Source organism: Anaeromassilibacillus sp. An172, from assembly GCF_002160515.1.
Classification (GTDB): Bacteria; Bacillota; Clostridia; order Oscillospirales; family Acutalibacteraceae; genus Limousia; species Limousia pullorum.
In genome coordinates this window covers 81,000-106,041 of sequence record NZ_NFKS01000001.1, presented here as the reverse complement: position 1 = coordinate 106,041, position 25,042 = coordinate 81,000, and the positions used below count along the sequence as shown (strand labels likewise).

The following is a 25,042-nucleotide window of genomic DNA, read 5'->3' as shown; positions in this document are numbered from 1 at the left end:
GAGGTGTGGAGAGGGGGAAAGCCGAAAAAGCGGCTATCCACGCAAACGGACAGACCTCGCCCTCGGTGTGCGGCTATCGTTCCTGTGCTTTCTGCCGTTGCAGGTGGCGGTTGTAAAACTCCAGCGCCTTTACAACAAAATCCGCTTCCTGTCCTTTGGGAACAGATTTAGGAATGAGTTTGGTTATCCTCTCGTCACGGAAAGCAGGCTTTTCCCTTTGGTTGGGTTTTTCTTCCTCCATAATGCTCTGGATAACCTCACCTGTCAGCTTACCCTCCTGCATAAACTTCTTCATTTTGATAGCCTGTGCAAGCGACGGGGTAGCGTCGTTGTAGCTCATAGCTTCAAGCAAGGTGTATTGCTGTTCTTCGGTCAGATAAGAGATTTCAACAGCAGGACGAAAAGCAATCTGCCTTTCATCTACCATTTGCAGGATTTCGGGAACAAGCTCGGTCAGACGAATAAAACGGAAAATCTGATTTTTACTTTCACCAACTTTGTCGGCAAGTTCATCGCTTGAAGTGGCAAACTCTAAATTATTACCCATTGGGGAATAATTTTCTTTCGTGGGTCTGCCTGCTTGTCGCTTCATCGCTTCAAGCCGCATTTTATAAGCAAAGGCTTTCTCACTCGGTAAAATCGTTGACCTCTGTAAATTGCTTTCTACCATTACAATAATGGCTTCATCACGGGTCAGCTCTTTAACCTCGCATTTCAGCGTTTCAAGCCCCGCAAGCTCGCAAGCCTTTTTTCTTCTGTGTCCGCTTACAAGCTCATACCGTCCGTCCTCTTTAAGCCGAACGGTAGCAGGGGTCATTACGCCGTTTCGCTTAATGCTCTCGACAAGCTGTTCCATATCCTCGTCCATTAAAACCTTGAACGGGTGGTCTGGAAACTCGTCAATCTGCGATAAGGGAATATCTCTAATTTTACTCAGCTTTGCTTCTGCACGGCTTTCATCTGTCTGAAAAAGGTCATCGTAAGCGGTCAGTTCGATTTTGGTTTCTCTGCTTCTCGCCAATCTCTGCCACCTCCTTTCCGAACTGCTCATAAGCTGCGGCAACCTTACCGCTTTTGTCGTAAGCAAAAATGCTCTTGCCCTCTGCGGTAGCTTCCACCGCACGGATAGAATGCGGTATCTCAGTATCAAACACCTTGATTTTTTGACCGTAGGCACTTTTTACCGTTGCCGTGATTTCCTTAGAAATGTTGGTACGGGGCATTACCATAGTCATTAAAATACCGTCTATCCGCAACTTGGGATTGATTTGTCGTTTTACCATTGACACAGAGCGAAGCAACAGCTCCAAACCTTTCGCTGAAAGGTAGTGCGGCTGTGTTGGGATAATCACGCTGTCTGCCGCCGCCAGAGCATTTATCGTTATCATACCGAGAGAGGGCATACAGTCGATAAGCACATAATCGTAATTCTTCTTAACCTCATTTACATAGGTTTTCAGAACACGCTCACGGCTCATAGCATTGATAAGCCTTACTTCAAAGCCTGATAACTCAATGTTGGACGGAAGCAGGCCAACGCCCTCGCTATGGTGTATGATACCTTGCGAAACATCAAAAGATTTATCGTCTATGATGTTCTGCATTACGGTGGAGAGCGTTATGGGTATATCGTCAGGTCTGTTGTAGCCGAGTGCCATTGTGAGATTTGCCTGTGCATCAGCATCAATGAGCAGAACTTTCTTTCCTTGCTGTACCAGACCTACGCCCAGATTGACCGCCGTGGTCGTTTTACCGACACCGCCTTTCTGATTGGTCAGAGCAATCACTTTGCAATTTGACATTTGTGCGTCCTCCTTTCGCATAAATTTAGCCGCTTTGTCAAGGCGGCTATGTAAAAGAGTGAGAGAACGCAAAAAAGCCGCTTACTCTTAGGGAAATAAGAATAAGCGGCTATGTGTGATATGCCTTAGATATGTTCAATTTTCATTTTCTTAACAGGAGCATTGACAACCTTGAAAATCAGCTCGTCAACGCAGTCCGTGTATCTGCCTTCCTGTATCAGTCTGTTTTTCAGCTCTACAAGGCTATGTATTACCAACTGTCGCTCGTGGCTATCCAGATATGCGTGGTAGGTTTTATCTTTCATAACGAATACCTCCGTTTCATTTTTCATTATAGATATGTTTAAGAAATTACGCCATTGTGCCATCGCTGCCTGTACGCAATTTTCGTATTTGCTCATTAAACCTCTGGTGCTTGACAGACTTCACGGCAATTCCTATGAAATATCTGCTTACAAGGAAATCCAATAGATACTCTTTAGGGATTTGATAACGCTGTTTGATATAAAAGCATTTCAGCTCTTTTTTACCACACCAGCGACTAACCGAGTTTTTATTGTAGCCCGTAAACTGAGCTACCTGTTCAACCGACATAACATCTGGGTTGTTTTTTAGCAGTCGTTCATAATACTGCCGCATACGAATTAAATCCTCTTGTGTGAACACCTCATCAAAGGACGGAGCTTTTTTATCTCCGCCTTTTCCTTTGTAAAAGCCGTCTGGAGCTTTGAATAGCTCTGGGTAATCATCTCTGTCTTTCAAATACTGAATAACATCAACCGTCTTGATTTTGAAGCGGCGTGTTTTTTTGCCGCTATCTATGTTCGGCACAAGACCGCTTTCCAATAAAAACAAGCAGGTCTTTTTGCTGATATGACAGATACGGTACATCTGGTCTTTGGTTATGTATTCTGGGTATTGCTGCAAAATCTCGTTGCAATATTTTTCTGTAATCATCACTTACACCTCTTTGCGCTTTTTGGTCAACAGCAGAAGAAAGGTGTAAAAGTTCTCTCCAATAGTATTTTGAGAGTGCCTGAAAAGTAGGCGGGAAAAGGGGTTTTGTTCTCTCCTGAGTTCTCTCCGTTCTCTCCAAGTTCTCTCTTTTTTGCTTTTTTTGAGCCATTTTTGAAACCTATTCGAACTCACGGTTTTTTGCCGCTTTTCGCCGCTTTTAGCTCAGATTTTACCTGTAAATAAAGTAGTTTTTCTTGCATTATTTTCTGCTCCTTTCTAACACTTTCCATATCACATAACACATTCGAAATCCGGTAGGCGTCCATTGGGCGTGCAAGGGTTCAAATCCCTTCATCTCCGCCAAAAGCTCAGTATTTATGCGGTTTTTACCGTTTAAATACTGAGCTTTTTATATACCTTTTAGATTGTTTTTTGATTGTTCTCTCCTAAAATTTCGGAAAACTCAACTCTAATGATGTTCTTTCGATAGACTTTGTTACGACAAAAGATAGAAATAATATTTCCTTATAACAACTGATTACAAGTCACGTATCAAGTTATATTTGTACGAGTTGGCAAAGAAAGTCATATTTTTCATAAAAGATTAACGGTGCTGTAAACATTAAAAGGATTTACAGCACCGTTTTTTGTATTTATTATCTGTTTAAAAATTATTCAACCTTCATCATTCTGTAACCAACGCCGATATGTGTCTGAATATATTGGGGAGAATTTGCATCCTTTTCCAGTTTTTTGCGAAGTGTCGCCATAAAGACGCGCAGAGAGGCAATATCGTTATCCCAACAACTGCCCCAAATATTCTGCGTAATAAAAGTGTGAGTCAGAACCTTTCCGACATTTCTTGAAAGCAGGCACAAAAGTTTATATTCAATAGGCGTAAGGTGCAACTCTTCATTGTCTAAATAGGCGCATCCTGCGGCGTAGTCTATACGAAGTTTGCCGTTTGTGAAAACGGACGCTTTAGCGGAAGTTTCGTTCTGCATCATATTAAGGCGCCTTTGCGTAACCCTGAGCCTTGCCAACAGTTCTTCCACAGAAAACGGTTTGGTCAGGTAATCGTCGGCACCAGCATCGAGAGCATCAATTTTATCGGTATCTTCACTTCGTGCGCTGATAACAATAATAGGCATATTGGACCAAGTACGGATTTTTTTAATTACATCAACACCATCAATATCAGGAAGTCCTAAATCGAGCAGGACAATATCCGGATTGTGCGATGACGCTTCCAAAATGGCATCTGTACCGTTTTGTGCGGTTAAATATCTGTAATCATGTGCTTTAAGAGTTGTTGTAATAAGATTTTTGACCGAATTATCATCTTCAACAACCAATATCAAGGTTTTATTCATGAATTTCTACCTCCCCGGCAGGTAATGTAATGGTGAACACCGTACCATGCGGTGTATTGTCCGAAACGATTATTTTTCCTCCGTGTGCATTTACAATGGAACGGCACAGAGACAATCCCAAGCCTAAACTGCGGCGGCTGTCAGCTATTTTATTCGCTCCGCTGTAAAACATATCAAATACCCTTTCTTTCATTTCATCGGGTATTCCGTCGCCGTTATCGGCAATGGTTATAACGGCTTTATCTCCTTGCTTCCAAGTTTTAATCAAAATATTGGAGCCTTTCGGCGTGTATTTAATGGCGTTGTCTACAATATTTATAATAACCTGTACCATCAGTTTTGCATCCATTTTAGCAAGAAGATAATCCTCTTTATGTCGGACGATGATATGGTGTTCCACGCTTTTTCGATTCACATGATGAAGCGCTTCAGTGATGACATCGTCCACTAAATCCTCTGTAATGTGAAGATTCAACCGTCCCTCTTCAATTCTTGTTATGGAAAGCAGATTTTCAACAAGATTGATAAGCCACATGGAGTCATCGTAAATATCCGTATAAAGCTGAATCTTTGTAGCTTCATCAAAGGAATTGCCGTTTGATATAAGATTGCTGGCGTTTCCCGAAATAGAAGTAAGCGGTGTTCGTAAATCGTGCGAAATAGCTCGCAGGAGATTTGCACGAAGCTGTTCGTTCTTAGCAAGAATTGCCGCTTCTTCTTTCTCTCTTGCGTTCTTTTCGTTTTCCAGCGACAAAGCACATTCGCCGAGTATGGACAATAGGATACTTTTTTCAAACGAATCAAGCGGCTCATCGCCTATATAAATGCCGACAACACCATAAACATGGCTGTTTACCCTTACGGCAAGGTATAGGCATTTTGCATTTGAAAGCGTTTCCGTAGTTGCTCCTGCGTGTTTATTATTCTTTTGCGCCCACTCCGCAACTGCCTTTTCTTTTGTTCCTGTTATTTCTTTATCTGTTTTATCTCCAGATACTGTAAAAATATGAGGTTCGCCAAGTTTCTCGTCCTCAGTTAGATAAAACACTATATCCTTACCAAGCAGTTTTATGAGCTGATTTGCCGTTGCTGAAATGATTTCGTTCTTGTCCTTTGCCTGCTGTAAGAGCTGATTTGTGTCAAACAGCACCTTTGTTCTGTAAGCCGCCTTTGCAGACTGTTTTGCATGCTCTTTTAACTTTACAGCAAGGGAGCTTGTGAGCAATGCCGCCAAAAACATAATCAGGAAGGTAATAGGATAACCTTTATCGTAAGCCTGAAGTGTAAACTGCGGATCGGTAAAGAAAAAATTGAAAACCAAAACACTGACAATAGAGGAAATCAGGCTATAAATCCTATGTCTTGTAACAACCGAAGTCACAAGCACGCCGAGAACATATACCGTGATAATATTTGCTTCTGCAAATTCTAATTGACGGAATAGCATTCCTATACAGCTTGCCAAAATCAAAATAGCAATGCTTTTCAAAAGATCGGATACCGAAAAGACCATTTTGCTTTTTCTTCTCGCTTTTTTTGCACGGTATGCGGCATTTTTACCGTCGGTATCGGGTATGATATGCACATCCAGGTTCGGCGCATTTGCAATCAGCTTTTCTGTAAGAGTCGGTTTAGAAAATATGCTCTTTCGTGTTGCGGAGCTTCTTCCTATAACGATTTTTGAAACCCCCGACAGCCTTGCAAATTCGGCGATTTGATAAGAAACATCTTCACCGTACACTGTTTCGATTTTAGCACCAAGCTGTTCCGCAAGACGCATATTACTACGCAGTCGCTTTACATCTTCCTCGGGCATAACCTGATAATCCGGGGTTTCCACAAACAGCGCGGTAAAAGCTCCCTTAAAAGCATTCGCCATTCGGGCTGCGGTACGAATAATTTTCGCATTGGACGGTGACGACGATAGGCATACAAGAATATGCTCATCGGTATGATAATCGCTGTGGCTTTTCGTTCTGACGGTTTCGGTAAGCAGGTTTACCCTGTCGGCACAGCGGCGCAAGGCAATTTCTCGAAGCGCCGTTAGATTTTCCACGGTAAAGAAATTCTCTGTAGCACGCTCAGCCTGAACCGAATTATAAACATTTCCCGCCTTAAGCCTATCAATCAATTCCTGAGGCTCAATATCCACAAGCTCGACCTGACTGGCATTGTCAAATACTGAATCCGGAATGCGCTCGTGTACCATAATACCCGTTATAGACGCAACTGTGTCATTAAGGCTTTCAATATGCTGAACATTTACTGTGGTATAAACATCTATTCCTGCTTTAAGTAATTCTTCAATATCCTGATAACGCTTTGTATGTCGACACACGGGGGCATTTGTATGAGCAAGCTCATCCACAAGGATTAACTGCGGATGGCGAGCAAGTGCGGCGTCAAGATTAAATTCCGAAAGAGTAATTCCGTTATATTCCGAAACAAGATTAGGAATACATTCCAATCCGTTTACAAGTGCTGATGTCTGCGGTCGGGCGTGTGGTTCAATGTAACCGGCAACGATATCAATACCATGCCTTTTAGCCGCATGTGCGGCTTTTAGCATGGCATAGGTTTTGCCTACTCCTGCGGCATATCCGAAAAATATCTTTAAATGCCCACGATTAAGACTTTGTTCTTCCTTTTTAATTTGCTTTAAAATTTCTTCCGGGCTTTGCCTTGTTTCGTTCATGAAAACACCTTCTGTAAGTCTCATATTTTAAGAGAAAAGTAAGAAACAGAAAAACGGTTTTTTCACCGCATTTTTGGGTGACTTTGCAAACTCACATTCTTTGAATTAATAAAGCATTGCAGCATATACCTTTCTTTCCGCTCTTTATTATATCATATAAGTCAACGCTTGAGTTGCGCTTCTCTGTATCAGCTTTATTTTTCGACCTGAATCGCTACAACTGTAACGATGTAATATTCTTGTGTTTTAAATTTGCCGTTTTATCATAACGGATACCTTTGCAATCTTAATATCACATTTAGGCTGTCTTTATTTTATCTTAATCTGCATTAAATCGGCATAAGCAAGAGAAAGACAGTATTAAGATTGTATAAAGATAAAGGCGAAAAAGCCTAAACTCATCCGCCTTAAATTTATTACATAATTCCATCCAGCATCAAATTCACTTCAAGAACATTTACTGTTTTTTCTCCGAATATGCCTAAAAATTTACCGTCAGTGCATTTCTCAATAATCTCTCGTACCTCGTCTTCGCTCATATCGTTTGCTTTTGCAATTCTTGCAACCTGATACTCGGCGGCGGCAGCTGAAATATGCGGGTCAAGTCCACTGCCTGAGCAAGTCACAAGATCAACGGGGATTGCCGTTTCGTCCATATCGGGGTTAGACTCTCTCAGCTTTTCCACACGTTCCTTAACCAAAGCCTCATATTCTTCGCTTGCAGTAGAAAGATTGGACGGTGCGGCATACATCAAAGTTTTTCCGTTTTCATCTTTGTAGGTTGAAACATCAATATTCATAATGCGCCCCCACATATGTCTGTCGTCCGTATATTGCTGACCAAGCAACTCGCATCCATACTTTTTTCCGTCAACCTCAATAATACTGCCGTTTGCTTTGTCGGGGAAAATAAGCTGTGAAATGCCTGTAACAACACCCGTATAAGCCACACCGCAGAGTAACGTAAAAATAAGAAAGATTATTGCCGCTTTCGGAAGTACATTTTTAAATGTTTTCATTATAAATTCCTCCTTATGCAAGTCCGAAAAGAACTAACAGCATATCAATCAGCTTAATGAAGATAAATGGTGCTGCCAGACCGCCGAGACCGTAAATTAACAGGTTACGTGACAAAAGCTTACCTGCCGGAACTTCACGGTATTTTACACCTTTAAGCGCCAAAGGAATCAGCGCAATAATAATCAGTGCATTGTACATAATAGCCGACAAAACAGCGCTTTGCGGTGAATGAAGACCCATAATGTTAAGTGCCGAAAGTCCGGGATAAATTCCCATAAACAAGGCTGGAATAATAGCAAAATATTTTGCCACATCGTTCGCTATTGAGAAGGTAGTAAGACTTCCTCTTGTCATCAAAAGCTGTTTTCCGATGCGGACAATATCAATAAGCTTTGTCGGTGACGAATCAAGGTCAACCATATTACCAGCTTCCTTTGCCGCCTGTGTACCTGTGTTCATAGCAACCGCCACATCAGCCTGTGCAAGCGCTGGAGCGTCGTTTGTGCCATCGCCTGTCATTGCCACAAGGTGTCCCTTGCTTTGAAAATCACGTATCATCTGAAGCTTGCCTTCTGGTGTTGCTTCGGCAAGAAAATCGTCCACGCCCGCTTCTGCTGCAATAGCGGCGGCTGTCATCGGGTTATCGCCTGTAATCATAATGGTTTTTATACCCATTTTACGAAGATCTGCAAATTTTTCCTTTACTCCCTGCTTGATAATGTCTTTCAGATGAATAACACCTAAAATCTTATGGTTTTTCGCAACAACAAGCGGAGTTCCGCCTTTGTTTGCAATTTCTTTAACGATTCGGTCGCATTCCTCTGAGTAAATACCGCCGCTTTCGGTTACATATTTTTGCATTGTATCGGCGGCTCCCTTGCGGATTTCGTTGCCGTCATAATCAACGCCGCTCATACGTGTTTTTGCCGTAAAGGGAATAAATGTCATATTCTTATCGGAAAGCTCTCTGCCTCGAATATTAAATTTCTCTTTTGCGAGAATAACTACACTTCTGCCCTCTGGCGTTTCATCGGCAAGCGAGGATAACTGTGCCGCATCGGCAAGCTCCTGTTCACTCGCCCCGTCTACGGGAATAAAAGCACTCGCTTTGCGGTTTCCCAGTGTAATTGTTCCTGTTTTGTCAAGCATAAGCACATCTACATCGCCTGCGGCTTCAATGGCTCTGCCGCTCATAGCAAGTACATTTGCCTGATTGAGTCTGCTCATTCCCGCAATACCAATAGCAGAAAGCAATGCACCTATGGTAGTTGGGGCAAGGCAAACAAGCAAAGCCACCAAGGTAGTAACAGAGGTTGGATTGTCAATTCCTGCCTGTTTTGCCGAGAATATGGAATATGTATACAGAGATACAGTAACAAGAATAAATATAATGGAAAGCGCAACAAGAAAAATCTGCAATGCAATTTCGTTAGGTGTCTTTTTTCTGGAAGCGCCCTCGACCATAGCAATCATCTTATCAAGGAAGCTTTCCCCTGCTTCATTTGTTATCTGCACGACAATCCAATCGGAAAGTACAGTAGTACCGCCTGTTACGGCGCTTCTGTCACCGCCTGCTTCACGGATTACAGGTGCAGATTCGCCTGTAATCGCACTTTCGTCTACCGAAGCGGCACCCTCGATTACCTCACCGTCTCCCGGAATTTGCTCTCCTGCTTTTACAATCACAATATCGCCTTTTTTAAGCATTGCGGAAGAAACTGCTGTTATCTGCTCCTTTTTATTGGCAAACGGTATTTTATGTGCTTCTACATCTTTTTTTGATGCTCTCAAAGCGTCCGCCTGAGCTTTTCCGCGTCCCTCGGCAATGGCTTCGGCAAAATTTGCAAAAATACAGGTAAACCACAGAATTACTGCGATTGCCAATGTGTAGCCGCTTGAAGCATCCTTTAGCCCGAACAGAGAAACAATCCACAGTCCGCTTGTAAGAATCGCCGAAATATACACCAAAAGCATAACTGGGTTTTGTACCTGCGTTTTTGGGTTTAGTTTTATAAATGAATCTTTTATAGCTCTGCCGAGCATCTTTTTATCGGCAAAAGTACTTTTTGTATTTGATGCCATAACAGTGCCTCCTTATATCACATTACTGAAAAATTCAGCCAACGGTCCGAGTGCCAGCGCAGGGAAAAAGCTGAGTGCGCCGATAATCAGGACAATTAAAATCAGCAAAAATATGAACATACCATTTGTGGTGGAAAGTGTACCCGAGCTTGTTGCAATTTTCTTTTTCCCTGCAAGGCTTCCCGCAATCGCCAGAGTTCCGATAATCGGCAGAAAACGAGCAAACAGCATTACAATACCGAGCGAAACATTCAAAAATACGGTGTTTGCATTAAAACCTGCAAAGGCGGAGCCGTTATTACCGCCGCAGGAGGAATATGCGTAGAGCATTTCGGAAAAACCGTGTGCTCCGCTGTTGTTGAGACTGTCCGCCACGCTCGGAAAGACAGCCGCAATACCGCTTCCTATAAGAATTGCAATCGGTGTGGCAAGGCAAACAAGCACAGACCATTTCATCTCGTAAGGTTCAATCTTTTTGCCTAAAAACTCAGGAGTTCTGCCCACCATAAGTCCGGCTATAAATACCGTCAGAATGGCAAAGGCAAGCATACCATAAAGACCGCATCCAACTCCGCCGAAGATAACTTCGCCGAGCTGCATCAGAAGCATTGTCACCATACCGCCGAGCGGCGTGTAGCTGTCGTGCATAGAGTTTACAGAGCCGTTGGAAGCTGCCGTTGTAAATGCCGCCCATGTTGAGGATGTTGCAATGCCGAATCGGGTTTCCTTACCCTCCATATTGCCACCTGCCTGGTCGGTCATAGAGATGTTAACGCCATCCTGTGCAAGCTGCGGTGTTGCAACCTGTTCGCTGACGGCGATCGTGCCGAGCGCCAGCACAAGGCATATAAACATTGCCATAAAAATTGCAATGCCCTGTTTTTTATTTTTTACTGCCTTACCAAAAGTAAAGCACAGCGCCGCAGGAATAAGCAAAATTGAAATCATTTCAATTAAATTTGTAAAAGCATTAGGATTTTCCAGCGGATGAGCGGAGTTAACGCCCATATAACCGCCGCCGTTTGTACCTGTTTGCTTAATGGCGACCTGACTTGCCGCAGGACCCATAGGTACAAACTGTTCGGTAACAATTTCGGCGTCTTCTATTTTTTTACCGTCAACTGTTACGGTGTTTGTATCAATGTCAATTTCGGCATTTTCAAGAATTTCTCCGTCTGCACTTACCGCAATCGGTTCAACGAGCGATACGGTTTCAGCGCCTTTAAGGTTTTGAATAACGCCTCCGCCAACAAGGCAAATGGATATTACAAGATTAAGCGGAATTAAAATGTGAATCACAATTCTCGTTATATCAACCCAAAAACTGCCTAATCCATCGGCTTTAACTTTTATAAATCCACGTATCAGGGCAAACAGCACAGCAATGCCCGTGGCTGCGGAAACAAAATTCTGCACGGTAAGTCCGAGTGCTTGAGTAAGATAGCTTAATGTAGACTCGCCGCTATATGCCTGCCAGTTTGTGTTGGTTACAAAACTGGCTGCTGTGTTAAATGACAAATCCCATTTTACACCTGAGAGCCCTTGTGGATTTCCAGGAAGAACCCCCTGCAAAAGCTGAAGCAAAAACAGAAAAATAAGCCCTATGCCTGAAAAAACCAGAACAGAAACGGCATATTTTTTCCAGTTCATTTGCTCGTCCTTATTAATATGCATAACCTTATACACAGCGTTTTCGCAGGGCGTTAGAATTTTAGAAAGAAATGTTTTCTCTCCGTTCATTACTTTCTTGATGTAAGCACCGAGCGGAATTGCTAAAACAATAAGAACAACAAGATAGAGTATGTATTGTATTACCGCACTCATTTTTGTTCATCCCCCTTCATTAGTATATAAACATAATAGATTAGCAGTGCCGCAGCACAAAGACCGATAAATCCGATTATAATATTCATTAGTCTTACCTCCTTGCCTGATATTTTAACAGCATAAATATTAAATCGGGATTAGGAGAATTTTCAGCGTATTAAGATTATATTAAGATGCTTACAGCCATCCGAAAATCAAAGCGATAGGAACAGTAATAATTACTGTAAAGAAAAACACGGCAGCGAAAACACAAATCGGCATACCGATAAATAAAGCGAAAAAAGATATATATGGATACTTAAACGCAAAATGCTCCGCATGTGCTTCTATACGTTTGTCAAGTTTATGTATAGTTTTAAATATAGCTGACATATTTAATCCCTCCTTATGCTTATAGATTAACACATGAGAAATTAAAACGGGCAAAAGACCTCATTGATTACTGTTAAGAAAAAATAAAGTTCCAATTAGTAGAACTTACCTCCCAAAATAAAAAGTGGCGACAGATAGACGTTTGTCTTTCAGTCGCCGCTTTTTCTATTTTATAATAAATCTTTTATTGCTTTTCTTCTCTTATCCAACGCTTTTTGTACTTCTTATGTATAGATCTACGAATTGTATCTTTTTTTATTGAAAAATATGTTCTTTTTCCAGCCTAACATATTAGAAATATATATTATGTTTTTTCTTGCCATCTTTATAAAGTTTATATATTGTAGGAATTATAATGAACACAATAATACTGATTATAATAATGATTATTATAATGTATTTAGTGATTTGATAACTATTAACATCATAAATAATTTTAACATCACTGTTTTGATCTGTAATCAGTAATTGGGAATAATTGAATGAGAATATATTCAACGGTCCCATATCGTTTCTGATTTCGTATGTTTTGTTATTATTTGTCCTCTTTGTAGCATAAACTGTATTTTTCCAATACAACTGGTTATTTATTGTATCTGCTATTTTATCAACAGCTACAACATCACCTTTTGAATCTACTGAAATCACAATATTACCTCTAACGTTATAAATCAAAATATTATCATTGTCCCACTCCAGCCCAAATTTTCCTGCAGTTTCAAACTCAAATCCGTATTGAAAAGCTCCATCTTCTGAATAAATTTTTATAATTCTTTTGAGAAAGTCAGAAGAACCAACAGCAATGTTTCCTTTTTCATTTACATCAAAACATTCTATAGCTTTTTTATCTCCCTCTTCTGTAATTTTATTAATTTCGAAATTAGATAATATTTCTTTCTCTTCACTTGAAGTAAGTATCTCTGTTTCAAAACCGGTATGTATTGTCGAAGCGAAAGCAGATAAAACAAAAATATCCCAAAATACAATAATAAAAAATATTGATATTAAAGCTGATGTCAGTTTTTTCATACGTCATTGTCCTTTCTATTCAAATAAATTATTTATTCTGAATTGAAAATTTAATTGAAAGGTTTTCTAAATTAGTAAGATCACTTTCGGTTGCATTCCACATAAACGCCATTTTTTCGTGGGAAACACTTCCAAACCATGGTCTTTGTTTTCTGTAAAAACATATATCCTCTGGGAGACCATTTTTCAAAGGTAAATACCAATTCTCCAATTTTTCCAATAGGTACCTACTGTTTTTACATAATCGATAGGTAAGCATAACAGTATGACTTCCCCCACTTCGATATGTACCAGGCCATTCTTTTATACCAACAATATAATCTACCATATAAGGGGACAGTTCCATCATTATTTTGTCATGGATAAAATTTGGTGGTCGCTTTGAATATGGCTTTTTAAGAGTTGTAATAACAGTAAACGTATCTGAATTTTTTCCTGCATACCTCAATAGTTCAATTTGATGATTTATTATATCTTCAAAATTTATCATTAAATTATAAACAATATTTTTCACCCCCATATTTTCTTATTAACATTCAAAGTTTTATTCATGTTGTTTGATTTTATTATACTACTTATAATTATATAATTCAATAAATTTAACAAAAACAAATAAGCCAACCAAAAATCAAAATCTTGATTAGCTTTTTTGCATTTGTATTAAAGTCCTAATATCGCAAGCGTCCGTTTTTGAATAAAACACTGTTTTGATTTAATTGAAATATTGAGTTCATTTATTTAAAATACCTATTCGTCGGATTTGGCTATTGATTGCATTTTATTATTTCTCTGTAAGCATTAAAAATAAAATTTAAGAATTTATTATAATATCACGAGTTTAAACGTGCATTATATCGTTATATTTCAAATTGTTTTATTTTATATAAACTATTTATAAAAAAAACTAAATATATATTTTCTTTATAACCACAAAAGTATATTATATTTTGAATTTTTTTAACTTTTTATAAATACAGTATTGACATTAAAAATTATGTATGATAATATAAATGCATAAAAAATAAAAATTTTTATTAAGGTTAATTGTTTTTATCTATTTATTATAATTGACAAAGTTTTAGATTAAAAAACATTGTCTGTGTTTTTATACTTATGTTTTTTCTTTGGATTATTGGTGTAAAAAACGCCGGTACATATACAAGATCTATTTATGGAGTCTGGAGCCCTGATTCAAGTCATTTTTAAAATGTCATAAAACAAGCGCTGTTCGCAAATATTTGCGAACAGCGCTTGCAAGGAAAGAGAGGTATTTTCTATGGTAAAAAGACGAATTTTTGTGTTTATTTCCGTTTTATTGGTTGGACTTTTAGTTTTATCCGGATGCGATGTGACATCCATACTCAGCAAAGATAAAGAACCGCCATCTCATGGTGAAACCTCAGATAATGAAAATAACGCCTCTGAATCTTCCGACATTATTGAAGTTTCATTTGCAGAGCCTATTAAGCTTGATAATCACATCACTGTAACTGTGAACGACGCAAAAATTTTCAGTTCCTTTGCGGAAACAGGCTATGCAGAAGATGAAGAATGTGTTGTCAAAAAAAAGGATTTTAACAGCGGCTACGTATTTCTGCTTTTAGATTATACCTTTCTTTATACAGACGAAAACCTGAAAGGACAGCTTATAAAAGGAACGGACAAACTTTCAGGCATAAACAGTATGTTTGGTTTGTATTCCTCCGAAACAGGTGAACAAAGCGGCACATGGGACAGATTTCCTGACACCGAGGTTGTTTTTGATTACACCATAGTTGACGGAGGAGAAAACTATACAGATTCCAGTACTCAGTATCTTTATTTTGATCTTATAGAGGGACAGGAATTAAATCTAAAAGTTCTCTATGCCGTTCCTGAAGAAAGAGCCAATCTGCCGTTTTACTTGCTGATTTCCAAGATTTTAGATTCAGATGAACAAAAATATTATGTCAATCTGAATCTATCCAAGGAGGGCTCATGATGGCAATATTTAAAATAGAAATGAAAAAAGTATTTAAAGGTAAATTATTTTGGTTGGTAATAGCCTTTGCTGTTGTATTAACTGTATTGAGTGCAGTATATGAGCTTCAGTCAAGTAAAAAAGATTTCGACACTCTGGCTGGATTTGGATATAATGTAATGTCTGCCACTTTAGACAACACTTATGTCAATACGGTTTACCGTGACTTTACCAGTATAACTCCTGCCATGTTTTATCGCTTTATTCCCCTTATCTGTGTGCTTGCCTACGGCTGGTCATACAGCAGCGACGTGAGAAGCGGCTATATTAAAAGCATTATTACCCGTACAAGTAAATTGAAGTATCTTACCTCCAAGTATTTTGCCACATTTATCTCCGGAGGGCTTGTGGTGCTCATCCCAATTTTGGTGAATATTTTAACACTTGCCTGCTTTATGCCATTTCGTATGCCAAATGTTTCTGAAAGTATATACTATGCGGAACTCCCGGCGTTTGCCTTTGCCAATTTATTTTATAAAGCTCCGGCATTATACATGGTGATTATTCTCATATTTCATTTTATATTGGGCGGTCTGTTTGCCACATTTGCAATGGCGGTTTCAATGTTTACAACAAATAAATATATTGTAACGCTTTTTCCTTTTGTATTTTCTTTTTTGTATTCATATGCATGTTCAATGTTTTTAAATCGCCTGTTTTGGGGAGAAATGGATCCACTTTACCTTATAAACGGGCTTAGCAACACATATAGAGTATTGGAATATTTAATCTTAGTATACGGTGTATTTTTAATTTTAACTGCCGGAACGATATTTTTTAAAGGGATGAAAAAAGATGTTTTTTAAAATACTTAAATACGACTTAAAAAACACCATCATAAAAAAGTATAAAAACTACATACTTACCTTTTTTGTATTCTGCTGGTTTTTACTTGATGCCTATATGAGAATCTTAAATTCCGATATATCCATTAAAGATGTTACAATTACTGAAATGGTGATGTTTATTTTCAATGGCATGAAAGAATATATCCCCGGCGGCGATGAATCCTTTGCTTTTCCCATGATGTGGATGGTAATTTTTGTTTTGCTCTTGTTTTTTACCCTGTACTATCCATACAACGACATTATGGGCTACGGAAAAAATGTACTGATTGCAAGCACATCAAGGACGGTCTGGTGGCTTTCTAAATGTGTGACAACCATTTGTATATGCATAGTCTATTTTTTTACTGCTGCACTTAGCATTTTTATCTTTGCTTTTTCCTTTGGCTTAAAATTTGAGCTTACTGTTAAACCTGAGGTATTTTCAAGGCTTCTTATACTTGGAGGAATGCCCGAGGGATTTAACTTGTCACCTGAACCTTTATACATGGTTCTCACTGTATTTGTACTTCCGTTTATATTTGCAATAGCTATGTGTCTTTTGCAAATGCTTTTAACCTTGATAATAAGACCTTTTGCCAGTATAATTGTGATAACCGCAATATTTATGGTTTCTTCGTATTATGTAAGTCCCTTTATGATAGGAAATTATGCTATGACTCAGCGCAGCATATGCTTTGTTTCAAATGGCGTTGACCCTGTTGTGGGAGTTATAGTTATGGCGTCAATAATAGTATTTTCTATTGTGGTCAGCACGGTTCTGTTTAACCGTTATGAGATTTTAGAGAAAGAATAGTGATAGCTTATGACAGAAATTAAAATTGAAAACCTTGTAAAAACAATCAAGGGAAACAAAGTAATAGACAACATTACCCTTACCCTGACATCTCCCAAAATAGTTGGCTTTAAAGGTATCAACGGTTCCGGAAAAACTATGCTTATGCGTTTGATTTGCGGGCTTATAAAGCCGACAGACGGAACAATAACCATAAACGGAAAAGTTCTTCATAAGGATATTTCTTTCCCTGAAAGCGTCGGCATACTTATTGAAAATCCGGCTTTTCTCGACGGTTATTCAGGATTTGAAAACCTGAAAATGCTGGCTTCCATAAAGAATATTGTTAAGGACTACCAAATAAAAGATATTATCAAAGCTGTTGGACTGAACCCTGATGACAAAAAGCATTATAAAAAATATTCTCTTGGCATGAAACAGCGTCTCGGAATAGCCTGCGCCCTTATGGAAAGTCCCGATATCATTGTTTTGGATGAACCTACAAATGCTCTTGACAGCGACGGAATTACAATGGTAAAGGAGCTTATTGTCCAAAAAAGAGAAGAAGGTGCGCTGGTTATAATATCATGTCACGATATAGATATTCTCAAGGAACTGAGTGAGGAAATATACGTGCTTGAACAAGGAAAGCTCACAGACCATTTCAATGTAGAGGAGTGATGAAGATGAAAAAAAGAAAACTTATATTTCTGATTTTTGTTATTGCTCTCTTTGTTGGTGTGATTTCCCGAATTATGTATGTAAACATTACCTCAACACGACCGCCTAAGGTATATTATCCTATGGGAGAAACAATAGAATACACAGATGATTTTTTATTTAATCCTATGGATTCACCCATAGGATACACAGTCAACATAAAAAGTGCCTCATTGATGACTTCTCAAGATTATATGGAAAAATATGAGATAAAACAAGAAGATTTGCCGCTTCCTGAATACGAGGTTGCAAGCTATGTTATAGATTTGGAAGTAGAATTTTCCAATATAAATTCTGAAAAGGGTATAAATCCTTCAATATACACACTCTTATCTGATTTTGATGGGCTTGTTATAGAACAAAACCTCTTCGGTGCGTTGTATGAACAACCGCAAATCATTCAAGGAATATCATTGGAAAAAGGTGAAACAAAGACATATCATCTTCCCTATTGTTATAACGGCTCTGAAAATATACCTTTCTTTGATGTATATGATTATCTGAAAAATTCAGATTATTTGTATGTGCTTTCCCAGTATCCAACAGAAAGATATATAACCGTAACAGTCAAAGATGAAACATAAAAACATATCTCAATTAAACATAAAAAACTCAATCTCTTCAAATACATAATAATAGAAAAACAATCTTTTCTGCCAAAAATACCATTAACAGCAAAACGCATCGAAGAAAACTGTTCTCCGATGCGTTTCTAATTTTGTGATATAAATCATTTAATCTTTCCAAATAAAATTATGTTTTATAGACTCTCCGCCGTCTACTACTATGCTTTGACCTGTGCAAAATGTGTTTGTAACTGTTAAAAAATACGCCCATTGTGCAATCTCTTCAGGTGTTGCCCACTTTTTCAAAGGTGTTTCATCCATAATCTGAGCCCAAAGCTCTTCGTCATTCATAACACATTCATTAAGAGGCGTCAGAACACCGCCCGGGTCAAGACTGTTACAGGTCGCTCCAAAATTTGCCACACGCATTGCCACATTCTTTGTATATGCCAAAACTCCGCCCTTACTTGCGCAGTATTCCGGAAATTCCGAACCTGTATGTGCGCTTGCGGAACCGATATTTAATATAGAACGTATATCTCCTTGAACACCGTATTTTTCGGTGATATGAATAAGTGCTTTCAGATTTATATCTATATCATCTTCGTTTTGTGTTCCCGCATTGTTTATTAAAATATTCACACCGCTAATCTCCGGTAAATTATCGTAATCACGGACGTCAAGCTGATGATGTGTATAGCATTTATGTTCAATTTCAGATTTTTGTCTGTCAATTCCGATAACATCATGTCCTTCTTTTAAAAACAACTCGGCAATGGCTTTCCCTATGCCCTGTGATGTTCCGGTTACAAGTATTTTCATATTATTGACCCACTTTCATATAGGTGAGATACTCCTGTCCCACATTATACTTATGCCATCTCTTTACAATCTTATATCCTATAGGTGAAAAAACTATCTCCATAAACAATTCTGCCACAGCTCCTGTCAAAGAACACATTGCGCACTGCACAATTGTCCAGTGAAATCCGTCCCAGAATATTGGCGCAAAAAACACAAAGACAATAATTGCAAATATGAAATTGTCCATAAACTGACCTAAAAAAGTAGATATATAGGTCTGCGCCGCAAATGCTCGTTTGCTGTCCGGATTATTCTTAAAAGCTTTTCCTATAGTCCAGTTTAAAAAATTGTTTATCACAGCAGACGCCAAAAATGCAACCGTACTACCAAAAAGAATAAACCATGTGCCGCCTAAAATTCCATTTAAGGCAGTGTAATCTGCTGCATTTGATGGAATTACGCTGGCTATATAAAAAATCAAACAGGTAAGCAGATTTATAGCCGCCGCAAGAACCGCAATTTTATTTGAGGCTTTCGGTCCAAAATGCTTGGTTATAATATCCATGCACATAAATGAAAGCCAAGATATTAAAATACCGCCGTCCAAAGCAATCCACTCTGTTTGAACCAATGTCTTATTTGCAAGCAAATTCATGCATATAACGCTTACAACAAAAAGAGAAACCACCGTTGCAGGTATGCATCTGAGCAATATAGCAGTTTCTTCTTTTTCTTTTTTAATCCAAGCTCTGATTGTTTTGGTCTGTTGTGTTGATTGTAAAATTTCACTATTCATTTTCATTCCTCCGAAAAATAGTTTTTACAAAACACAAAACCACTTTCACAGAAAGAAAATGGCTTTGCAAAACGCAAAGCCACTATCATTACAAAATATGAATAGCAGTCCTGGTTTTGTTTAACGACAGGATGGTACAAACGAACTGTCGGCATCGCACTGATGCGGATAATATTATATACTATATTTTTTGAAAATACAATACTTTATTTCGGTTTACGCATAACTTTTTCCAGTGCTTTTCCCTTTGCAAGTTCATCAGCCAATTTATCCAGATATCTGATTTCCTGCATAAGAGGATTTTCAATATTCTCCACACGCACTCCGCATATTGTACCTGTTATAAGCTTTCTATCCGGATTTAAGTTTGGTGCTTTTAAAAAGAAATCACCGTAGGTTATATCGCTTTTCATAAGTTCATCTAAATTTTCTATGCTGTATCCTGTTAGCCAGCAGGTAACCTCATTAAGCTCTGCTTTGGTACGTCCTTTCTTTTCTACTTTAGCTATAAGCAACGGGTAAACCTTTGCAAATGACATACCGAATATTTTTTCTTCTTTCATTTTTCCCTCCGATATTCTTATTTAATAACATTTTACCACAAAAACAAAAGAACACAAGTGAGAAAAATCCGAGAACAACGGCAAAATTGTTCTCGGATTTTCTATATTGAGTGAGGTTAGATGAATATGGTATTATCAAATATTATTTCAGCTTCCAAATATCCTTATTGTATTCGGAAATTGTTCTGTCAGATGAGAAATATCCGGAATTTGCGATATTTGCAGTCATCTTCTTTGCCCATGAAATTCTGTCTTCATAATCCTCATAGGCCTTTTCTCTAACTTTGATGTATTCTTCTGTATCAAGAAGAGCTTTGAAGTAGTCTTCGTACTTTATATTGCGCCAAAGTGCTGAGAGCATTTGAGGATTTCCGATGGACAAAAGTTCAGGTGATACTATAAAGTCAACAAGATATTCAAGCTCCGGCTTATGATAGAAATCAACTGCTCTGTAAGATGAGTTTTTGTAAAGCTCTATAACTTCGTCACTTGATTTTCCAAAGGTATAAATATTATCTTCTCCAACAAGCTGAGCTATTTCAACATTTGCGCCGTCCATAGTTCCCAGAGTAATTCCACCGTTTGCCATAAACTTCATGTTTCCGGTTCCGCTTGCCTCTTTTGAAGCCAAGGAAATCTGTTCTGAAATATCACAGGCAGGAATTAAGCTCTGCGCCCATGTTACGTTATAGTTTTCTATCATAACGACTTTAAGCCACTTGTTTACACTTGGGTCATTTTCTATTAAAGACTGCATACAAAGAATAAGATGAATTATATTTTTCGCCATATCGTATGCTGGCGCCGCCTTTGCTCCGAAAATAACCGTAATAGGACGTTTTGGAATTTCGCCGTTTTTAATCTTGATATACTTGTAGATTACATAGAGCAAATTCATCTGCTGTCTTTTGTACTCGTGGAGTCTTTTTACCTGAATGTCGTAAATAGAATTTTCGTCTATCTCCACGCCGCTTGTTTTCAAAAGCTGTTCTTTAAGTCTGATTTTGTTCTTATGCTTTACCTCAAGTAATTTATTTAAAAACTCCTCATCCTCGGAATAATCCATAAGTTTTTTAAGGTCTTCGGCGTCGTTTTTCCAGCTGTCCCCTATATATTCTGTAATAAGCTCTGATAAATCCTGATTGCAAACCTGAAGCCATCTTCTGAATGTAATTCCGTTTGTCTTGTTGTTGAATTTTTCAGGATAGAGCTTGTAAAAATTATTAAGCTCAGTATTTTTCAGTATCTCAGTGTGCAGATAAGCAACACCGTTTACTGAAAAACCGAAATGCATATCCATATGAGCCATATTTACAAGCCAGCCGTCGTGGATAATTTCAACACTGTTATCTGAGGTTACTTTTCGTGCTCTTGCGTCAAGCTCTTTGATTATCGGAACAATCTGAGGAGCTACCTTTTCAATATATGAAATGGGCCACTTTTCCAAAGCTTCTGCTAAAATTGTATGGTTTGTGTATGCGCAGGTCTTGGAAACCTCTTCAACAGCCTTATCCATAGTTAAGCCTTTTTCAACCAGCAGTCTTATAAGCTCAGGAATAACCATTGACGGGTGGGTATCGTTTATCTGGATAACAACGTGCTTTGAAATATTTTCAAAGGAAAATCCGTTGTCCTCAAGCTCTTTCAGTATAAGCTGTGCGCCTGCCGATACCATAAAATACTGTTGATATACTCTAAGAAGCTTGCCGTCTTCATATCTGTCGTCAGGATACAGGAACGAAGTAAGACAATGAGAAATATCGTTTTTGTCAAAGTCTATGCCGCCGTTTTCAAACTCCTTTGGTTCTTCCACATCGAAAAGATGAAGTCTGTTTGCAACTTTTGAACCTGCTCCCGGAACAAGTATATCTTTCATAATTGCTTTCTGGGTAAAACCTCCGAAAGGAACTTCAAAGCTCACGCCTGTATCTTCCAGCCAGCTTTCATTTTCTATCCATGGATCGGGGTTTTCCTGCTGATTGTTATTTACAAATCGCTGTCTGAAAAGACCGTAATGATAATTAAGTCCTACACCGTCGCCGTTAAGTCCAAGGGCTGCGATAGAATCGAGAAAACACGCCGCAAGTCTGCCGAGACCGCCGTTTCCCAAAGAGGGCTCCGGCTCATATTCTTCGATTTCACTGAGCTTTTTGCCCATACTTTCAAGAACTTTTTCTGTTTCCTCAAATATTCCCAAAGCCAAAAGGTTGTTGCTCAAAAGTTTTCCTACAAGGAACTCTGCGGAAAAATAATAGAGCTTTCTTTCACCCTGAGGTTTAGGCAAATCTCTGCACAGCTTGTTTGTCATTTCAAGCATTGCGTAATATATTTCATGATTGGTACAATCTTCCGGTTTTTTATTCCATTTTGTATTTGTGACATCGTTCAGTTTTTCATAAATTTTCATCATAATCAATCTCCTTTTCAGACATTGGTTTATCCAAAAAATTTAATCCTTTGGAAGTCTTCCATAGCATCCTGTGATACTATATATTTTTTCCGCAAGGGATTTGTCAAAAGCTGATTTTGGCAATCTCCATTTCCAGTTTACGCTGACGGTTGACGGTGTATTCATTCTTGCGCTGTTGTCAAGTCCCAAATAATCCTGCATTGGAATTACGCACCATTTGGAAACCGACGCCATTGCAAGGCAGACAAAATCCCAGTAAATCTCACTTTCAGGGGTATATCTGTTGTTGAGATAAAGCCTTGCCATGTTTCTTTCTTCCTCTGTTATATTTTTAAACCATCCCGCAATGGTTTCGTTGTCGTGCGTTCCCGTATACACAACTGAGTTTTCTTTATAATTGTATGGGAAATAGTGCTGAGCTCCTGAAGAATCTCTTGAGTCAAAAGCAAATTCCAGCACCTTCATTCCAGGGAAACCGCAGTCGTCTACAAGTTTTCTAACTGAATCAGTGAGATATCCTAAATCCTCTGCGATAACCTCTCTTTTTCCAAGCTTTGCTTCAACTGCCTTGAAAAGCTCAATACCCGGGCCTTTTTCCCATCTTCCGTCAATGGCTGACTCTGCACCAAAGGGAATACTGTAGTACTCGTCAAATCCTCTGAAATGGTCTATTCTCAAAATGTCGTAGAGCTTATAGCAGTATTCAATTCTCTTTATCCACCAGCTAAATCCTGTTTCCTTGTGGTAATTCCAGTTATAAAGAGGATTTCCCCAGAGCTGTCCTGTTGCGGAAAAACCATCCGGAGGACATCCGGCAATTCTTGTAGGCTTATTGTCGCTGTCAAGGTAAAAAAGCTGTGGGTTTGCCCATGCATCAGCGGAGTCAAGGGATACATATATAGGTATATCTCCGATGATTTTTATGCCTTTGGAATTTGCGTAACTTTTAAGCTCTTTCCATTGGCTGAAAAACTCAAACTGCATGTACTTTTGAAAATCAATCTGTTCTTTTAATTCTTCTTTAAGTTTTTCCAAAGCTTCTTTATCTCTGAGTCTTATTTCTTTATCCCAGTTGTGCCAGCTTTGATTATCATATTTTTCTTTCGCCGCCATAAAAAGGGCATAATCTTCAAGCCAGAATGAATTTTCCTTTTGAAACTCTTTAAATGCGTTATTTTCATTTATATTTGAATTTTCAAAAGCCTTTTTCAAAAGTTTGTATCTTCCTTTGTAAAGCTTTTCATAATCGACTTTTTCGTTGTCTTCTCCAAAGTCAACAGCGTCACATTCTTCCTTTGTCAAAAGTCCGTCCCTTATAAGTTTTTCTAAATCTATAAAATAGGGATTTCCCGCAAAGGTTGAAAATGACTGATAAGGGCTGTCGCCGTAACCTGTAGGGCCTAAAGGAAGAATCTGCCAAAAGCTTTGTCCCGCTGCGCAAAGCTTATCGACAAATTCATATGCTTCCTTTGAAAAACAACCGATTCCGTAATTTGACGGAAGGCTGCTTATTGACAATAAAATACCGCTTTCTCTCAACATAATCACCTCTCACTTTAAAGTAATCATTACACCGTAATGATCCGAAACTACACCGTCGTTAGTTCCGTTAAAAACAACAACGGATTTTTCAATATTTGTATTTTCGTTAGTAAAGATAAAATCTATTCTCATTTTGCTGTCTGTGTCTTTATCTTTCCAGCCGTCTATTTTTTTGCATACTGTGTAACCCTCATCTTTTAGTTTAGCAAGATTATACGTATCATTCCAGCCTTTAGCTGTGATATAGTCGTATCCTCCGCCTGAAACCGAAGCCGGACTGTTAAAGTCACCCATAACAAAACATTTCATATTCTTTTCAACTATTTTTTCCAGTGATTCCCACTGATCGGTGAAAGGCTCTTCCTTATCCTCCCACCAGCCCATATGTACGGTAACAAACTGCATATCTCTCCCATTTACATCACAAACAACTGAAAGCGCTTTTCTTACTTTCCAGTTTTCAAACTCTTTTGAATGTGTTGTATAGCGCTGGGTTGTCTTTTTAAATGGCATAGACGAGAAAATCGCCAAACCCTCCTGATATTTTCCATAGCCTATTTTTGCCGGTGTCCATGTCCAGTACATGGGATATCCCAATTCTCTCAAAAGCTTTGCCAAATTATAGGCGTGGTTGTCGCTTTTAAGAATTAAATCCTTTTCGTCGGAGGTGAAGCCGTATGCGGCTTCCGAAGAAACCGCTTTAGCTTCGATTGACTGATTAACCTCCTGCAAAGCAACTATGTCAGGTTTTTCCTTTGCAGTCCATTGGGCGAATTTTAAAAGTTTGTCCTGATAGTTTTCTTCTTCAAGACTATGACAGTTTAAAGTTAATATTTTCATGGCA

General features: G+C 38.7%; 23 protein-coding genes. 5 read left to right on the top strand and 18 right to left on the bottom strand.

Annotated elements, in window-relative coordinates:
- Window positions 1–73: 73 nt before the first annotated feature.
- The 12 genes from B5F08_RS00430 to B5F08_RS00375 form a co-directional block, all read right to left on the bottom strand.
- Window positions 74–1,021 (bottom strand): ParB/RepB/Spo0J family partition protein, encoded by a 948-nt coding sequence (locus B5F08_RS00430; protein WP_087375885.1) that lies wholly within the window; start codon window positions 1,019–1,021, stop codon window positions 74–76.
- Window positions 975–1,802 (bottom strand): ParA family protein, encoded by an 828-nt coding sequence (locus B5F08_RS00425; protein WP_087375884.1) that lies wholly within the window; start codon window positions 1,800–1,802, stop codon window positions 975–977. The genes B5F08_RS00430 and B5F08_RS00425 overlap by 47 nt, the downstream gene beginning before the upstream one ends.
- A 125-nt stretch (window positions 1,803–1,927) precedes the next feature.
- Window positions 1,928–2,107: a hypothetical protein gene (locus tag B5F08_RS00420; RefSeq protein WP_087375883.1), complete on the bottom strand. Its 180-nt coding sequence runs from the start codon at window positions 2,105–2,107 to the stop codon at window positions 1,928–1,930.
- 46 nt (window positions 2,108–2,153) lie between these two features.
- Window positions 2,154–2,759, bottom strand: coding sequence for a helix-turn-helix domain-containing protein (locus B5F08_RS00415; RefSeq protein WP_087375882.1), 606 nt, complete (start codon window positions 2,757–2,759; stop codon window positions 2,154–2,156).
- Window positions 2,760–3,430: 671 nt separating this feature from the next.
- A complete protein-coding gene (locus B5F08_RS00410; protein ID WP_087375881.1) occupies window positions 3,431–4,132 on the bottom strand; it encodes a response regulator in 702 nt (233 codons plus the stop codon).
- Window positions 4,125–6,827: a sensor histidine kinase gene (locus tag B5F08_RS00405; protein ID WP_087375880.1), complete on the bottom strand. Its 2,703-nt coding sequence runs from the start codon at window positions 6,825–6,827 to the stop codon at window positions 4,125–4,127. Before B5F08_RS00405 ends, B5F08_RS00410 begins: the two co-directional genes overlap by 8 nt.
- Window positions 6,828–7,243: 416 nt before the next feature.
- Entirely contained in the window at window positions 7,244–7,846 is a 603-nt protein-coding gene (gene kdpC, locus B5F08_RS00400; protein WP_087375879.1) for a potassium-transporting ATPase subunit KdpC, read from the bottom strand.
- Between the two features lie 13 nt (window positions 7,847–7,859).
- A complete protein-coding gene (gene kdpB, locus B5F08_RS00395) occupies window positions 7,860–9,929 on the bottom strand; it encodes a potassium-transporting ATPase subunit KdpB (RefSeq protein WP_087375878.1) in 2,070 nt (689 codons plus the stop codon).
- A 12-nt stretch (window positions 9,930–9,941) separates the two neighbouring features.
- Window positions 9,942–11,753 carry a potassium-transporting ATPase subunit KdpA gene (kdpA, locus tag B5F08_RS00390; RefSeq protein ID WP_087375877.1) on the bottom strand — a complete coding sequence of 604 codons (1,812 nt, stop codon included), beginning with the start codon at window positions 11,751–11,753 and terminating at the stop codon, window positions 9,942–9,944.
- 180 nt (window positions 11,754–11,933) lie between these two features.
- Window positions 11,934–12,128, bottom strand: a complete 195-nt coding sequence (locus tag B5F08_RS00385) for a hypothetical protein (RefSeq protein WP_087375876.1) — start codon at window positions 12,126–12,128, stop codon at window positions 11,934–11,936.
- 291 nt (window positions 12,129–12,419) lie between these two features.
- On the bottom strand, window positions 12,420–13,157 hold the full coding sequence (locus B5F08_RS00380; RefSeq protein WP_087375875.1) for a hypothetical protein: 738 nt from the start codon (window positions 13,155–13,157) through the stop codon (window positions 12,420–12,422).
- 28 nt (window positions 13,158–13,185) lie between these two features.
- Window positions 13,186–13,671 carry a hypothetical protein gene (locus B5F08_RS00375; RefSeq protein WP_158096169.1) on the bottom strand — a complete coding sequence of 162 codons (486 nt, stop codon included), beginning with the start codon at window positions 13,669–13,671 and terminating at the stop codon, window positions 13,186–13,188.
- 762 nt (window positions 13,672–14,433) lie between these two features.
- Between B5F08_RS00375 and B5F08_RS00370 the strand changes: the two genes are divergently transcribed.
- From B5F08_RS00370 to B5F08_RS00350, 5 genes are read left to right on the top strand one after another with little or no spacing between them, the layout of a single operon-like run.
- Window positions 14,434–15,138: a hypothetical protein gene (locus B5F08_RS00370; protein ID WP_087375873.1), complete on the top strand. Its 705-nt coding sequence runs from the start codon at window positions 14,434–14,436 to the stop codon at window positions 15,136–15,138.
- Window positions 15,138–15,983: a hypothetical protein gene (locus B5F08_RS00365; protein WP_087375872.1), complete on the top strand. Its 846-nt coding sequence runs from the start codon at window positions 15,138–15,140 to the stop codon at window positions 15,981–15,983. The genes B5F08_RS00370 and B5F08_RS00365 overlap by 1 nt, the downstream gene beginning before the upstream one ends.
- Entirely contained in the window at window positions 15,973–16,818 is an 846-nt protein-coding gene (locus B5F08_RS00360) for a hypothetical protein (RefSeq protein WP_087375871.1), read from the top strand. The genes B5F08_RS00365 and B5F08_RS00360 overlap by 11 nt, the downstream gene beginning before the upstream one ends.
- 9 nt (window positions 16,819–16,827) lie before the next feature.
- On the top strand, window positions 16,828–17,478 hold the full coding sequence (locus tag B5F08_RS00355; RefSeq protein WP_087375870.1) for an ABC transporter ATP-binding protein: 651 nt from the start codon (window positions 16,828–16,830) through the stop codon (window positions 17,476–17,478).
- 5 nt (window positions 17,479–17,483) lie between these two features.
- Window positions 17,484–18,101 carry a DUF5028 domain-containing protein gene (locus B5F08_RS00350; protein WP_158096168.1) on the top strand — a complete coding sequence of 206 codons (618 nt, stop codon included), beginning with the start codon at window positions 17,484–17,486 and terminating at the stop codon, window positions 18,099–18,101.
- Between the two features lie 150 nt (window positions 18,102–18,251).
- Here B5F08_RS00350 and B5F08_RS00345 read toward each other — a convergent pair whose 3' ends face one another.
- From B5F08_RS00345 to B5F08_RS00320, 6 genes are all read right to left on the bottom strand, one after another.
- The gene (locus tag B5F08_RS00345; RefSeq protein ID WP_087375868.1) at window positions 18,252–18,905 is read right to left on the bottom strand and encodes an SDR family NAD(P)-dependent oxidoreductase; all 654 of its coding nucleotides are present in this window, start codon (window positions 18,903–18,905) and stop codon (window positions 18,252–18,254) included.
- A 1-nt stretch (window position 18,906) separates the two neighbouring features.
- A complete protein-coding gene (locus B5F08_RS00340; RefSeq protein WP_087375867.1) occupies window positions 18,907–19,683 on the bottom strand; it encodes a VUT family protein in 777 nt (258 codons plus the stop codon).
- Window positions 19,684–19,889: 206 nt separating this feature from the next.
- Entirely contained in the window at window positions 19,890–20,246 is a 357-nt protein-coding gene (locus tag B5F08_RS00335) for a DUF2200 domain-containing protein (RefSeq protein WP_087375866.1), read from the bottom strand.
- Between the two features lie 142 nt (window positions 20,247–20,388).
- Entirely contained in the window at window positions 20,389–22,656 is a 2,268-nt protein-coding gene (locus B5F08_RS00330; RefSeq protein WP_242968151.1) for a glycogen/starch/alpha-glucan phosphorylase, read from the bottom strand.
- 39 nt (window positions 22,657–22,695) lie between these two features.
- The gene (gene malQ, locus B5F08_RS00325) at window positions 22,696–24,198 is read right to left on the bottom strand and encodes a 4-alpha-glucanotransferase (protein ID WP_087375865.1); all 1,503 of its coding nucleotides are present in this window, start codon (window positions 24,196–24,198) and stop codon (window positions 22,696–22,698) included.
- 9 nt (window positions 24,199–24,207) lie between these two features.
- A complete protein-coding gene (locus B5F08_RS00320) occupies window positions 24,208–25,038 on the bottom strand; it encodes an endonuclease/exonuclease/phosphatase family protein (protein ID WP_143256333.1) in 831 nt (276 codons plus the stop codon).
- Window positions 25,039–25,042: the final 4 nt, after the last annotated feature.

What these genes read in the sequence shown, in the direction of transcription:
- B5F08_RS00420 (WP_087375883.1), bottom strand. Translation starts at nt 2,107, where the DNA reads ATGAAAGATAAAACCTACCACGCATATCTGGATAGCCACGAGCGACAG.
- B5F08_RS00335 (WP_087375866.1), bottom strand. Translation starts at nt 20,246, where the DNA reads ATGAAAGAAGAAAAAATATTCGGTATGTCATTTGCAAAGGTTTACCCG.
- B5F08_RS00350 (WP_158096168.1), top strand. Translation starts at nt 17,484, where the DNA reads ATGAAAAAAAGAAAACTTATATTTCTGATTTTTGTTATTGCTCTCTTT.
- B5F08_RS00365 (WP_087375872.1), top strand. Translation starts at nt 15,138, where the DNA reads ATGGCAATATTTAAAATAGAAATGAAAAAAGTATTTAAAGGTAAATTA.
- B5F08_RS00405 (WP_087375880.1), bottom strand. Translation starts at nt 6,827, where the DNA reads ATGAACGAAACAAGGCAAAGCCCGGAAGAAATTTTAAAGCAAATTAAA.
- B5F08_RS00370 (WP_087375873.1), top strand. Translation starts at nt 14,434, where the DNA reads ATGGTAAAAAGACGAATTTTTGTGTTTATTTCCGTTTTATTGGTTGGA.
- B5F08_RS00340 (WP_087375867.1), bottom strand. Translation starts at nt 19,683, where the DNA reads ATGAATAGTGAAATTTTACAATCAACACAACAGACCAAAACAATCAGA.
- B5F08_RS00355 (WP_087375870.1), top strand. Translation starts at nt 16,828, where the DNA reads ATGACAGAAATTAAAATTGAAAACCTTGTAAAAACAATCAAGGGAAAC.
- B5F08_RS00345 (WP_087375868.1), bottom strand. Translation starts at nt 18,905, where the DNA reads ATGAAAATACTTGTAACCGGAACATCACAGGGCATAGGGAAAGCCATT.
- B5F08_RS00320 (WP_143256333.1), bottom strand. Translation starts at nt 25,038, where the DNA reads ATGAAAATATTAACTTTAAACTGTCATAGTCTTGAAGAAGAAAACTAT.
- kdpB (WP_087375878.1), bottom strand. Translation starts at nt 9,929, where the DNA reads ATGGCATCAAATACAAAAAGTACTTTTGCCGATAAAAAGATGCTCGGC.
- kdpA (WP_087375877.1), bottom strand. Translation starts at nt 11,753, where the DNA reads ATGAGTGCGGTAATACAATACATACTCTATCTTGTTGTTCTTATTGTT.
- B5F08_RS00385 (WP_087375876.1), bottom strand. Translation starts at nt 12,128, where the DNA reads ATGTCAGCTATATTTAAAACTATACATAAACTTGACAAACGTATAGAA.
- kdpC (WP_087375879.1), bottom strand. Translation starts at nt 7,846, where the DNA reads ATGAAAACATTTAAAAATGTACTTCCGAAAGCGGCAATAATCTTTCTT.
- B5F08_RS00360 (WP_087375871.1), top strand. Translation starts at nt 15,973, where the DNA reads ATGTTTTTTAAAATACTTAAATACGACTTAAAAAACACCATCATAAAA.
- B5F08_RS00380 (WP_087375875.1), bottom strand. Translation starts at nt 13,157, where the DNA reads ATGAAAAAACTGACATCAGCTTTAATATCAATATTTTTTATTATTGTA.
- B5F08_RS00330 (WP_242968151.1), bottom strand. Translation starts at nt 22,656, where the DNA reads ATGATGAAAATTTATGAAAAACTGAACGATGTCACAAATACAAAATGG.
- B5F08_RS00415 (WP_087375882.1), bottom strand. Translation starts at nt 2,759, where the DNA reads ATGATTACAGAAAAATATTGCAACGAGATTTTGCAGCAATACCCAGAA.
- B5F08_RS00425 (WP_087375884.1), bottom strand. Translation starts at nt 1,802, where the DNA reads ATGTCAAATTGCAAAGTGATTGCTCTGACCAATCAGAAAGGCGGTGTC.
- malQ (WP_087375865.1), bottom strand. Translation starts at nt 24,198, where the DNA reads ATGTTGAGAGAAAGCGGTATTTTATTGTCAATAAGCAGCCTTCCGTCA.
- B5F08_RS00410 (WP_087375881.1), bottom strand. Translation starts at nt 4,132, where the DNA reads ATGAATAAAACCTTGATATTGGTTGTTGAAGATGATAATTCGGTCAAA.